Here is a 12,387-nt window from a genome sequence, read left to right as displayed (position 1 = left end):
CAAGTCCATCGTAACGAAGGCAAAAAAAATAGACACCCGATTATGAGCGCCCAATAGTAGCAGGAAAATGATTACGTACCTGACTGAGTGTATTATCAGCAAAAATCTGTTTACCGTATTCCTCAAGCAAATGAACCGTTACATCTGTGTCATGTGCAAATTCGAAGATCTGGCTGAGTAAATCTTCCTGACGATCGTCATCATCATCTTCATCTCTGGTAAATTCCACAAACAGATAGTAGTCATCTTTATAATGAAACAAACTGTTTTCAATTTCTTCATCGAATCCGTCAAAATAATGACTGAGCTGAATGACGTCTTCAAAGTCATCAAATTTTACAATGAGTGACAAATTGCCATCCTCGTCTTCATTGTCACTTTTTGCGGATTTTCCTTTATTTTCACCGAATTTATCATCCAGCATATCTTCAATTTTATCATCAACAGAAATATCAATGGTACTTCCATTCTCAGTTGGCAGTTCTATATTCTCACCGTTTTTCGATACCTGTGCCTTTGTAACGACAATTTCCAATCCTTTATCCATTGCCTGCACCTGAATCCACAACGGCCCATCAACATTAAAGTCCTCTTTATAATTGACTTCATCCATCATCTGCCAAAATAGCTGTTCACTGCGTTCCCGGTTATACCAAATCTCCTCGCGTTCAAAGCCGCGATCTTCAATATCGATATAGGAAATATAAAATTTTACGGTGTTCTCATTTATGCGCTCTATTTCCATCCTTTTTCTCTCCCTTCTTTTTAAAGCTGAAGTTTGGTGGAAGAGACTGCTTCCCCATATCGCCCATCTATAATTTCATGTTCCCATTTTAATCAGATCATAACCATTTTTATTTCTATATAATAATTGTATGATATCAGCAGCAGTTTTGAAAATTTATATGCCTATAATCCAATTATTAATTTTCTATTTTAAATGATATCGGTCAGATTGTCACTATTATTGAATAAAAAAGCGCAGACCGGCTTTTTCAAGGATCTGCGCTTTAAATTTTTTTGATAAGTTTACATCTTTTACCCGATTAGTTTACCATACGTTGTGCTTCCCGCAATTGAAATGTTCTTACCGTTCTTGGCAGGAACCTGCGGATTTCATCTTCGTTATAGCCGACCTGCAAGCGTTTTTCATCAAGAATAATCGGCCTGCGCAACAATCCCGGATTTTGCTGAATCAGACGGAATAAATCTTTCATTGGCAGCTGATCAATATTGACATCAAGCTTTTGAAAAACCTTTGAACGTGTTGAAATAATCTCATCAGTTCCATCTTCAGTCATCCGTAATATTTCTTTAATTTCAGTTAAAGTCAGTGGTTCAGAGAAAATATTGCGTTCATTAAACGGAATATCATGTTCTTCCAACCACGCTTTTGCTTTTCTGCAAGATGTACAACTTGGTGAGGTATAAAGTGTTACCATTAAACTTCACTCCTCAATCTAAAGAATGTATAGTCATTTCTGGAACTTTTAACAACTTATCAGATTAAAATAAGTTTAAATAACCTATATGTACAGTATACTATAATTGTCAAGTAAAAGATAGGTAATTCTGTGGAAATTTCGTGAAAAATCGATTGTTCATAAAAGGTTATCTTTACTTTGTAAGATTCCCTATTTCCTATTAATTAAACATCCCTAATTGAAAATAATTAAGAAAATCGCCATATCCATTCCTTGTTTGCCATTAAATCAGCCCCTTGGACGGAAAGAAACAAGAGGCTGTCAGTGTTACGCTTTTTCAGATGCCTGAATTGCATCAAAAATATCGTTGGAATCACGATTCTCGTCGTAACTCAGCACTTCATCGACAGGCTGATAGGCTTTTCCGTATATTTCTTCATCTTTATACGTATGAATATCCTCATACATTTGTTTCATTCGCTGGTAAATTTCTTCTTCTGATTCGTCATTTGGAGACCAATACAGGATTTCCATTGGAGTTTCCTCATTAGTAGCCAGTGAGCGGCGATTATAGTCAATATATTGAGCGTGGGTAAATCCTTCGCGTTTATAAAAATGAAGTCTTTTTCCAGTATCTGTATCATCATAATCAACTGGTTCAACCTCAAGGATGATTGGCTTATTATGTTCTTTTAATTTCTCAATCAATTTATGACCAATTCCCTGTCCTCTTGATTTGGATGAAACATATACATAATCAATAAAGATGAACGTATCAAATTCAGCATACATCAATACATGATACTTCCCTTCATCCTTATAATATACATCCCCTTTTTCTTTCAATAGCATGTCCATATGTTCCTTGGATTTCATTTCTTCCACAGGGAAATATTTACTTAACTTCTCATACCAATTCATACATCTACTCCTTAAAAATTTTTTGACTTTCATATTATAACGGAAAAATTACGTTTTGTTAAATCAGCATCATCCCTGTACACTATTTTTACTATACCCGATTTTTTCAATTTCAAACATAATAAGCAGCCTGCAGCGTTGTTATATTGGAACTAAGCAGTAATTCATGGATATACACGCCGGGAGATGAAGCACTGCGTTGAAGCTGGCAAGGAACAAAAGCGGAAGCGACCGTTCAGCAACGTACAAACTGCGCCCTGCCATTTAGTGTGGGTCGGCGTTGCCGCGCAAAGCGGCGGTGTTAGCCGATCTTCCTTAAATGAGATAAAGGAAACACGCCCCTTCATAGGGGTGTGCCGACGTTGGCGCGGGAGGCCGGTTTTAGTCGGCCTGCCTTAAACTTCGAACCGATGTTGACTTTCACCACAAGGGTATAAGGGCAACTAAGCCTCTGGTTTCACCAGTCGGCAAGTCTTCTTTATCGTAGTGAGGAAGTGTGAAGTTTGGGACTGCGCTAAATGCCTGTCCCACCAAGTTCACTGCTAGTCGCTGGGCGCTGGAGCTGGACGTGGCTGATTAGGAGCAAGTGAATTATCGTCATGTACAAAATTTTTTAATTTCCTGGCAGCAGAAAAACCGGCCCTCATGCTATGATGGGACCGGTTTTGCCATTAATTTTGCGGTGTGTAGTCAACATTTTCTGTATATGAGTTGCCGGCATTCCAAAGCAAAAATTCATTAATTCCATGTTCGTTCAATGCACGAATCTGTGCTTCCACTTCCGCCTTTCCGTACTGTGTCGGTGATCCGCTATAGAGCCACGGTGCTTCAAAGTCCTGAATCCATGGACGGGATGTTGGTGGATTTTTCAACTTGCCAAGTACCTTGTTTTCCACTTTTGCATATTCCGAAACGAGTTTATATGGATGTTTGTCAGGAAAATCAATCCCAAAATAAGATGTCCAGTGGCTTGGATAAATCATCGATGAAATCACATCAACATTGCTGGCAATATTGGAAAAGTCCTGGCCAATGCCTGCTGTTTGCGGAACGGTTGCGGCATATCCGAATATATCCACCGAAACATCGACATCGTAATATTCCAGTTCTTTGTTGGCATACTCGACAAAATCAGTAACGGCCTTTACGCGCCGCTGAACATTTTTTACATCAGCATTCTTATAGTCGCCCTGGTTGTATTGCAGCTCATCGTCATAATCCTCAAAACCTTCAGGGAAACGTACATAGTCAAACTGAATCTCCTGAAAACCCATTTCAGCTGCCATTTTAGCAATTTCCACATTATATTCCCATACTTCTTTCTGGAATGGGCTCACAAATGCTTCACCTTTTCCATTTGTCCATACTTCCCCATTTTTCGTAAACGACCACTTCGGATGTTTTTTCGCAAGTAAGGAATCTTTAAAGACAACAATTCGCGCAATTGGATAAATGCCTTTCTTCTCAAGTTTTTTCAATAATTTTCTGGGATCATTAATATAATTTTTACCAATGTCCGCATACTTGGAGCCCTCAGGCTTAAATGTCAAATTACCGTGACCTTCCTTTATGTCAATAACCATTGTGTTCAATTCGGTTGTTTCCACGAGATTGATCAGCTCTTTCATTCTGCTTCCGCCGGCAGAATGACCTGTAACATAAATCCCTCTTACAGCATCAGGGTAGTCAAACGTAAAACCGGAATCATATGTAAATCGCTGCATTTTATTCTCCAGTGCAATGGTTTCGACACTTGTATGCCGTTCCTTATGCATGCTTGCGCGGTGTATCTCTTCCCCGCTGGATTGTTCCGTAATCAGCATCACAGATGCCATTCCGATGAGGAGAACTCCAGCACATGCCAACATTATCAGCTGTTTTTTCCCCATTTTTCTATCAATCTCCTATACAAAGTTATAATTCTATTATAGTGTAATTTGTCAACTTTTAGAAGATAACAGCGAAAAATTTATCTGGATTTTTTTCCGAAAAGACCTTGAATTTCACCTGAAAATAAGTTACAAATCGTGAAACCTACTGAATTAGAATTTGAAGGGATTGATTGCTGAATTCTACGTCGGAATCACGGCATTTAGAACAAGACTACCCCGTTAAAAAACTTGGTTGCACTTAGAAAGTATTATTTTTGCTAAAAAAGCACCGCCGGCAGGGTGTACAGTCAATCGCTGAAGACCGCACCCCAGAAATATATCCCGGCAATTTTGTTTTTTTCACCGTTTTTCGATTATCCGTGTTCATGTGCCGTATCGCCATGATCATGACTGCACATTAAGGATTCATCATGTGGATGTTCTTTATTTTCCATCTGAATGGTTACATGGCCGATCCCTTTTTGCTCTAATCGTTCCTCAATGTTCCGGAGCAGTTTCTGACTTTCTTCAATATTGAGACCCCCATCAACTACGGCATGACAGGATAATGCATTTTGTCCGCTCGTAATACTCCAGACATGCAGATCATGAATACCCTGAATGCCTTGAACATTTTCAATCGTATTAATAACCTCATCCAATTCAACATTTTTTGGTGTACCTTCCATGAGTACATGAACAGCATCTTTTGTAACTCTCCAGCCGCTTATCAGAACCAAGGCAGCCACAATGACACTTGCCAGCGGGTCAGCCCATCCCCAATTGAAAAACATAATTAAGAGTGCAGCGATTATCGCGCCGACCGACCCGAGTAAATCACCGAGTACATGTAAAAATGCTGCCCGCAGGTTTAAATTTTCATCGGTGTCACCACGCATTAAGATCCATGCTACCACAATGTTGACCACCAGACCGATGATGGCAATGATAAGCATACCGGTCGACGCGACTTCATGCGGACTGCTAAACCGCTGAAATGCCTCATAAAAAATATATAATGCAATGGCGATTAGTGTGACACCATTAAAAAACGCCGCCAATATTTCAAACCGTTTATATCCATATGTCTTACTGTAGTTAGCCACTTTCTCGCCCATAGCAAAAGCAACCAATCCGACACCGAGTGATATGGAATCACTCAGCATATGGCCAGCATCAGAAAGTAAAGCAAGGCTGTTGGTAATAAACCCGCCGGCTGCTTCGATGATCATATATACAGTGATAATGATAAAACTGATCATCAGCGCCTTTTTGTTCGCACCATGTGTATGGTCGTGACCATGATCGTGTCCCATTTACAAAACCTCCTCACAAGTATGTACCGTTAAAAGTTTGCATCAGCTGTGCAGTGCATGGTCAATGGTTTGCTTCAGAATATTAATCACATGTTCATCGTCATGGGAATAGTACAATGTTGTACCTTCCCGGCGATATTTTACAAGCCGCAGATTTTTCAGGAATCGCAGTTGATGCGAAACAGTCGATTGTCTCAAATGCAATGCTTCTGCAATTCCGTTTACCGAATATTCATTTTGAAATAATAAATGCAAAATCCGGATTCTTGTTGGGTCTCCCAATGCTTTAAACGTTTGTGAAACTACAAACAATGTTTCCTCATCCAGATCTTTTGGTTCCATGTTTTTTTCTTCATTGTCCTCTGTCACTTATAATCCCCCCACTCGTCTATTCCATTCGACTGATTAGCAGCAAATTGTTAATCTTGATATATGTGTATATTAGTATATGTTCATATTTTATAATTGACACATCAAAAAGTCAAGAAATGCCAAACTAGATTCATTTCAATCCAATCATTTGATCCTGCATGTATATGTGCGAATTTGTTTTATCGATATTTTTTCTTCGATGTTCCGTCTATAGACCCACTGTTTTCCCGATATATCCGCTGTTCTCCCGTTATATTTTTTTCTCCCGTTATATCCGCTGTTCCGCCAGTCAGCCCGTATTTGTCCTGCATCATTCTAAACAATTCGTATTGACATTTGGAATTTTCAGGTGTATTGTATTACTTAAATTAAACTGAATAGCGAAATATCTTATCCAGAGAGGTGGAGGGACTGGCCCTTTGAAACCTCAGCATCGGTTGTCATGACTGTGCTAATTCCAGAAGCAAAATGCTTAAAGATAAGAAGAGTGATGTTTAAAACAGTCAGGTCTCTTCTTATTTTGAAGAGGCCTTTTTATGTTTCGGTTCAGTTGCCATCACAAGGAGGAATAGGTATGACGACTAAAATCAGTACAAACGCACCTTTTCGTGCAGACCAGGTGGGAAGTTTGCTCCGGCCGGATCGGCTGCATGCGGCAAGGAAAGAATTTAAAGAAGGCGCTATTTCTGCGGAACAATTACGTGATGTGGAAAATGAAGAAATCAAACGGGCAGTCGACAAACAAATAGAAGCCGGCCTGGAAGCTGTCAGTGACGGTGAGTTCCGCCGAACCTGGTTCCACCTTGACTTTATGGAGCATTTAAACGGCTTTGAAGGATATATACCTGAACAGGGTTATGCATTCAATGATCAGGAGACGGAAAAATATAACGTCCGGAATTCTGGAAAAATCTCATTCAATCGAAATCATCCATTTTTACAGGATACCCAAGACCTGCTTGATATTGTCCAGGAACGGGCAGCTGTGAAATTTGCAATCCCAAGCCCAAATATGTTTTTTAACGATGGTATTCGAAACCCGGACATTTACCCGGATGTTGAAAAATATGCAGAAGACATAATTCAAACGTACCAAGACGCACTTAAAGCTTTTTATGACAAGGGACTCCGCTATTTGCAGCTGGATGATGTTTATATCGCCGGGCTTGCCGCTGACAGTGTTCCATGGAACGAGGACAATGTCGACAGGGATTATCTGATCAACCTGGCAGTTCGTGTGCTCAATGAAAGTCTTGCCGGAAAACCGGATGATCTGACGGTGACAGTTCATTTATGCCGGGGTAATTATCGCTCTACATGGGCATTTGAGGGAGGCTATGACCGGATTGCACCGAAATTATTTGCAAAAGGCAATGTGGATGGGTTTTTCCTTGAATATGACGATGAACGTTCCGGCAGCTTTAATCCGTTGAAATATATTCCTGAGGATGGTCCGCGCGTTGTGCTGGGCGTGATCACATCCAAATCAGGTGAACTGGAGAACAAGGATGAAGTGATTGCACGTATAAATCGTGCAGCTGAATATGTACCGCTCGACCAACTGTGTCTCAGTCCGCAATGTGGATTCGCTTCAACCCATCATGGCAATAAACTTACCGAGGAACAACAGTGGGCCAAACTGAAATTTGTCGTGGATGTTGCCGGCGAAATTTGGAATTAAGAACAAAAGCGGAAGCGCCCGTTTAGCGACGTACAAACTGGAGCACTCCGCAATGAGATAAAGGAAACACGGTGAGCTGAAAGCGAACCGATGTTGACTTATCGTAGTGAGGAAGTGTGAAGTTTGCTAGTCGCTGGGCGCTGGAGCTGGACGTGGCTGATTAGGAGCAAGTGCATTATCCACATCTACAAAATTTTATAATTTCCTAGACAATAAAGAAAACAGCTTGCAGAAACATTACGCTGCAAGCTGTTTTTAGAGTTTTTATTACGAACTCCTATTTCCTAATTCCACAGATTTTAAAGACATGTTTCTGTTGTATACCCAACAGGTTTTTCATGCGTAATAAAGATGTCTTTCTGATCAGTCTGTTCAAATACCCGAAACTTTTTAAGTTGTTTGCCATAGACATGAACAGTAATAACTGTCTCATCCCCTTGGGGTTTTAAAATATGGCAATCCGCTGGTGGCAATAGTTCTCCAGTGCTTTGTTCGTTTATCGTCATTGTACCAGCATAAGTCAGTTTAGTAGTTTGATTGGAATACGATTCTGATTGTAAATAATTTAAAATCTTCATTCGACCTGAAACAACTCCCTCTACACCCCATGTTCCATCATGGTCATGTAATGGTGTACTATGTTCAGGTTCCCAAATAAGGGCGAGAATTTCAAAGCGGTCTTGTGGATCGCGATAAAGAGAATGGCGCCCATAACTGTTGTCGCCTGCATACATTTTTTCAGTCGGCAGCCATGACTTACTGCGCATTAATTTACTGAGATGATGCTCAGCCTGTGAAACTCGTTCACTATCCGAATTAGTTGTTTCTACTACATTGGTTAAATCACGAATAAAGTCTGACAGTTTATAATGGTCCATAAAACTTTCCTCCTTAAACATTTAAATAAAATCAAACCAAATTTTAATTACCGTGGCCAGGATAAACACCGATAAAATAGCTTTCAAGATTTGAGTATCTATTTTTTTACCAATTACTGCCCCCACCGGTGCAGCAATAAGACTGGCAACTACCATTACCCCCGCTGGTCCAAATAACACTTGACCTGTTATTATTTTTCCAGCGGTTGAACCTATTGACGATAAAAAAGTTATTGCAAGCGAAGATGCTATGGTGACACGGGTTGGTATTTTCAGTAACACCAGCATAATTGGTACCAGCAGGAATGCACCAGCTGCACCGACAATCCCAGACCCTATTCCAACAAGAAAAGCACTGACGATTGCTATTAGGCGGTTAAATTCAATTTGGTTTACCCGTTTTTCCAGGACATTTTCTTTCTTGGAGCTAAACATCATAATTGCTGCTATACTCGCTAATATTGCATATACAAGATTAATACTCTTATCCGATAAAAGAATCGAGCCATATCCTCCAATGAAGCTACCCACCAACACAGCGGTCCCCATTGTAATAATTAATCTTTTATTCAAATACCCGTCTTTTCGATATGCCAATACACCAGCAATTGATGCAAAAAAGACATCGACAGCTGATATCCCAGCAACCTCCGTCGCTGTAAAGGCCCCTATTCCAAGCAATGACGGAATGTAAAACAGTAATGGATATTTAATGATTGAACCGCCAATGCCCACCATTCCTGACAAAAAAGAGCCAATAAAACCAATTAAAAACAACACCATTATTAAGTCCAAGCCCAATCTTGATCACCTATTTTCCCATCTGTACAAACCCTATAAAGTTATTTTTCTTTAACAACATCAAGTAGTGTCTCCATATATTTAAACCCTTTTTGCATTACCGGATCTTTTAACAATCGATACATACTAAGTATCGAAACATTTGTTGTGTCCCCATCCCTATTAAAACGGTTATTGGTTTCATGAATAACCTCCAACCCTTTCTCAATCGGGACAATATCATTTAATCCTTTGAGGGCATATTCGACGGAAGTTGTATCTGACAAAAATTCATTTACAAAAAGGGTTACATCATCCAGCTTTTTCATCATTGGTACCAGACTGGGCATAAGCTGAACCATCTCTAGAAGTGCATCAAAATGTTCCTGGTTTAAATGCAGTTTATCAATTTTCTCATCTACTTCACGTCCAACAGTATTCATAGACTGCTGATCATTTATTACATCGTTAACAAATGATAGTTTATCATCTATTGAACGAATCGTATGAGTGAACTCTGGAAGCTTTTGTACAAGATAATGAAGCGAATCCAATTGTTCTCGTTCTTTCAATTCCCGCAAAATATCCTCAAGTTGGGAATCTGTTTCGGTAGTTTCCATTATTTAGCCTCCTTGTACGCCGAGTTTTGGCCGTCACATCGTACCCTTTAACATGCCATTCCAGTACAGAATAGGTAACAAATTTTTCTTTACAAGATACATGCTGGTTCTCTCTTTTGACTGATCGATTGGAAATGTTTCCTGAGGATTTTTATTATAATCAAATTCGGCCAGTACTAACTTATTATATCCTGTTACTAATGGGCAGGATGTGTACCCATCATATGACATTTTCATCTCCTTTTGATCCATGTGCGCCAGTAAGTTGTTAGCTAAAATAGGCGCTTGCTGTCGAATCGCTGCACCGGTTTTGGAAGTTGGAAGACTCGCTGAATCACCTGCACTGAACACATTTTTATATTGATGATGCTGCAATGTATATGGATCAACTGCTACCCATCCGTTTTCATCTGCCAATGGGCTTTTTGCGATGAATTCCGGTGCCCCCATTGGTGGCGTAACATGAATCATGTCATATTTACAGTGCATGGTCTCGTTTGATTCAACATGTTGAAATGTCGCTACCTTGTTTGTTCCGTCAATTTTGACTAAATCCATTTGAAAGGTATCTTCAATTTCTTTCCTTTTAATTACTTCTTTTAACGTATCGGCATACCGCTTTACACCAAAGATAGTATCTTTACCGGAAAAGAATTTTACCTTTGATTTATTGCGGACTCCGGAACGATTAAAATAATCCTCTGCCAAATACATAATCTTTTGTGGAGCTCCAGCACACTTCACTGGTGTGCTTGGTTGTGTAAATATAGCTGTTCCACCATCAAAATGCTTTAGATTTCCCCATGTACTTTGGACGTATTCAGATGAATAATTGCTGCAAACGCCATTCTTTCCAATTGTTTGCAGTAAGCCTTCAATATCATCCCACTTTATTTCAATACCAGCTGTAACAATCAGATACTCATAGTGAACTACTGTACCCTTATCAGTTATCACCGTATTTTCTTCCGGACAAAATTCTTCCACTGCCTCTTTAACCCAATTAGCCCCTTCAGGAATCAAGGTACTTTGCTTTCTATGTGTATCTTCAATTTTTGCTGCTCCCGCCCCAACTAATGTCCATAACGGCTGATAATAATGATCATCAGAAGGATCAATTAACTTAATCTGTCCTTTTAAAAAAGGTGCACTCTTCAAAAGCCTTGATGCAATCGATATTCCCGCTGAACCAGCACCCACAATCACTATCTTTCCATTGTCTTTTTGAGTCATTTCCATCCTTCTTGTAATCGGTTGCAATAGTAGAACATTATACTTTAGAATGAGGGCTTGTTACATAACTTCGAAAGTAAATATTTAACATAAATAAATGGTATCACACGTTAAAAATAGTGAATAATAGATAATTTTTATGGGGTATAACCTAAAGAATGAAGGATTATATAAGCTCAAAAAACTTCTTTTACATCATGTTGTTACCTTTTTCAAATAGAAGATAAACGAATTCATACTCTTTTTTGGAAAGCGGGAAGCAATTTTTATTACCGATAAATCCCTGGTAATATGAATGTCGGAGATTGTCACATGTTTTAAAACTCCTAACTCAAGCTCCCTTTTCACAGATAATTTTGGTAGGATACTAATACCCATCCCCGCCTCAACAGCGCTTTTAATAGATTGCGTACTACCCAACTCCATATAACTCTTCACTTTGTCTAACACATTATTTTCCTGTAATACATTTTCAACGATCTCCCTAATACCGGCATTTTTTTCTCTCCAAATCATTTTTTCTTCAGGCAATTCTTCGATGCTTATTTCACTTCGATCATTCCAATGATGATTACTTGGAATAACCATGATCAGCTCATCTTCCGAAAATTTTTCTATATGAAAATCATCATGTGTAACAATGCCTTCTACCAATGCAATGTCAATGTCCCGATTCTCCAGCTGAGCAACAATATTTGGTGTGTTTCCAATAGCTAAATTCAGCTTTAAATTCCTATTCTCTTTTTGAAATTCTCCCAATATACCTGGCAAAAGATATTCACCAATTGTTAAACTTGCTCCTATATTTAATGTGGATGCTTCAAGATGTGTAATGCCTTTTACCGCTTCTTCAGATTGATTGAAAAAATCAATGATCTCCTTTGCGTACGGATACAGGGCAGAACCCGACGCTGTGAGGTGCAATTTCCCACCAGTTCTATCGAATAACTCAGTACCATAATGCTTTTCCAGCTGCCGTATCTTACTTGTCACTGCTGGTTGCGAGATATACCCGATGCGAGCTGCTTGACTGATGCTTCCCTCCTCAATTACCTGACAAAACATTTCCAAATAATCTATGTTCATTTGTTAAACACACTCCTTTATTATTAATCTATCAACCCATTCCTATTTTAGCACGTAATTTTTGTAATTGTAGCAATCCTTTTAAATAGAAAAAGCCTGTATCATTACATCCGTTCAACAAAATAACCCTCATGCCTTTTGTGAAAGACTGAGGGTTATGTTTCAATTCTAATCGATTATACTATTCAGTTACATAAACTCTATC

Annotated in this window: 12 protein-coding genes and 1 riboswitch; of the genes, 1 reads left to right on the top strand and 11 read right to left on the bottom strand. The window is 39.2% G+C overall.

All coding sequences use genetic code 11. The features are described 5' to 3' along the window. Window positions 1-40: 40 nt before the first annotated feature. The 6 genes from mecA to ABD010_RS03360 form a co-directional block, all read right to left on the bottom strand. Complete coding sequence (mecA, locus tag ABD010_RS03385) at window positions 41-745, bottom strand: adaptor protein MecA (protein ID WP_343810305.1); 705 nt, start codon at window positions 743-745, stop codon at window positions 41-43. 301 nt (window positions 746-1,046) lie between these two features. Then, the gene (gene spxA, locus ABD010_RS03380; protein ID WP_174612800.1) at window positions 1,047-1,442 is read right to left on the bottom strand and encodes a transcriptional regulator SpxA; all 396 of its coding nucleotides are present in this window, start codon (window positions 1,440-1,442) and stop codon (window positions 1,047-1,049) included. Window positions 1,443-1,751: 309 nt separating this feature from the next. After that, window positions 1,752-2,345 (bottom strand): GNAT family N-acetyltransferase, encoded by a 594-nt coding sequence (locus tag ABD010_RS03375; RefSeq protein ID WP_343810301.1) that lies wholly within the window; start codon window positions 2,343-2,345, stop codon window positions 1,752-1,754. Window positions 2,346-3,016: 671 nt separating this feature from the next. Then, window positions 3,017-4,234, bottom strand: coding sequence for a putative glycoside hydrolase (locus ABD010_RS03370; protein WP_343810299.1), 1,218 nt, complete (start codon window positions 4,232-4,234; stop codon window positions 3,017-3,019). Between the two features lie 356 nt (window positions 4,235-4,590). Then, window positions 4,591-5,532 (bottom strand): cation diffusion facilitator family transporter, encoded by a 942-nt coding sequence (locus ABD010_RS03365; protein ID WP_343810297.1) that lies wholly within the window; start codon window positions 5,530-5,532, stop codon window positions 4,591-4,593. 42 nt (window positions 5,533-5,574) lie between these two features. Continuing rightward, window positions 5,575-5,874 carry an ArsR/SmtB family transcription factor gene (locus tag ABD010_RS03360; protein WP_343810455.1) on the bottom strand — a complete coding sequence of 100 codons (300 nt, stop codon included), beginning with the start codon at window positions 5,872-5,874 and terminating at the stop codon, window positions 5,575-5,577. A 417-nt stretch (window positions 5,875-6,291) separates the two neighbouring features. Next, a riboswitch (SAM riboswitch) is annotated at window positions 6,292-6,389 on the top strand. Between the two features lie 89 nt (window positions 6,390-6,478). Here ABD010_RS03360 and ABD010_RS03355 point away from each other — a divergent pair. Continuing rightward, on the top strand, window positions 6,479-7,585 hold the full coding sequence (locus ABD010_RS03355; RefSeq protein ID WP_343810295.1) for a 5-methyltetrahydropteroyltriglutamate--homocysteine S-methyltransferase: 1,107 nt from the start codon (window positions 6,479-6,481) through the stop codon (window positions 7,583-7,585). Window positions 7,586-7,884: 299 nt separating this feature from the next. On the opposite strand, the gene ABD010_RS03350 is transcribed toward ABD010_RS03355, so the two are convergent. From ABD010_RS03350 to ABD010_RS03330, 5 genes are all read right to left on the bottom strand, one after another. After that, window positions 7,885-8,463, bottom strand: coding sequence for a cysteine dioxygenase family protein (locus ABD010_RS03350; RefSeq protein WP_343810293.1), 579 nt, complete (start codon window positions 8,461-8,463; stop codon window positions 7,885-7,887). A 21-nt stretch (window positions 8,464-8,484) separates the two neighbouring features. Then, a complete protein-coding gene (locus ABD010_RS03345) occupies window positions 8,485-9,246 on the bottom strand; it encodes a sulfite exporter TauE/SafE family protein (RefSeq protein ID WP_343810454.1) in 762 nt (253 codons plus the stop codon). A gap of 59 nt (window positions 9,247-9,305) precedes the next feature. Further along, complete coding sequence (locus tag ABD010_RS03340) at window positions 9,306-9,863, bottom strand: hypothetical protein (RefSeq protein WP_343810291.1); 558 nt, start codon at window positions 9,861-9,863, stop codon at window positions 9,306-9,308. A 33-nt stretch (window positions 9,864-9,896) separates the two neighbouring features. After that, window positions 9,897-11,096, bottom strand: coding sequence for an FAD/NAD(P)-binding oxidoreductase (locus tag ABD010_RS03335; protein WP_343810289.1), 1,200 nt, complete (start codon window positions 11,094-11,096; stop codon window positions 9,897-9,899). A 195-nt stretch (window positions 11,097-11,291) separates the two neighbouring features. After that, window positions 11,292-12,182, bottom strand: a complete 891-nt coding sequence (locus ABD010_RS03330) for a LysR family transcriptional regulator (protein WP_343810287.1) — start codon at window positions 12,180-12,182, stop codon at window positions 11,292-11,294. Window positions 12,183-12,387 lie beyond the last annotated feature (205 nt).

Origin of the sequence: Virgibacillus siamensis (assembly GCF_039522605.1) — a bacterium.
Classification (GTDB): domain Bacteria; phylum Bacillota; class Bacilli; order Bacillales; family Amphibacillaceae; genus Lentibacillus; species Lentibacillus siamensis.
This window is presented reverse-complemented; position numbering and strand designations above follow the sequence as displayed.

Bases quoted from the DNA above. Each gene is read 5' to 3' on its own strand.
- ABD010_RS03340 (WP_343810291.1), bottom strand. From the start codon at position 9,863: ATGGAAACTACCGAAACAGATTCCCAACTTGAGGATATTTTGCGGGAA.
- ABD010_RS03335 (WP_343810289.1), bottom strand. From the start codon at position 11,096: ATGACTCAAAAAGACAATGGAAAGATAGTGATTGTGGGTGCTGGTTCA.
- ABD010_RS03330 (WP_343810287.1), bottom strand. From the start codon at position 12,182: ATGAACATAGATTATTTGGAAATGTTTTGTCAGGTAATTGAGGAGGGA.
- ABD010_RS03365 (WP_343810297.1), bottom strand. From the start codon at position 5,532: ATGGGACACGATCATGGTCACGACCATACACATGGTGCGAACAAAAAG.
- mecA (WP_343810305.1), bottom strand. From the start codon at position 745: ATGGAAATAGAGCGCATAAATGAGAACACCGTAAAATTTTATATTTCC.
- ABD010_RS03350 (WP_343810293.1), bottom strand. From the start codon at position 8,463: ATGGACCATTATAAACTGTCAGACTTTATTCGTGATTTAACCAATGTA.
- ABD010_RS03355 (WP_343810295.1), top strand. From the start codon at position 6,479: ATGACGACTAAAATCAGTACAAACGCACCTTTTCGTGCAGACCAGGTG.
- ABD010_RS03375 (WP_343810301.1), bottom strand. From the start codon at position 2,345: ATGAATTGGTATGAGAAGTTAAGTAAATATTTCCCTGTGGAAGAAATG.
- ABD010_RS03345 (WP_343810454.1), bottom strand. From the start codon at position 9,246: ATGGTGTTGTTTTTAATTGGTTTTATTGGCTCTTTTTTGTCAGGAATG.
- ABD010_RS03370 (WP_343810299.1), bottom strand. From the start codon at position 4,234: ATGGGGAAAAAACAGCTGATAATGTTGGCATGTGCTGGAGTTCTCCTC.
- spxA (WP_174612800.1), bottom strand. From the start codon at position 1,442: ATGGTAACACTTTATACCTCACCAAGTTGTACATCTTGCAGAAAAGCA.
- ABD010_RS03360 (WP_343810455.1), bottom strand. From the start codon at position 5,874: ATGGAACCAAAAGATCTGGATGAGGAAACATTGTTTGTAGTTTCACAA.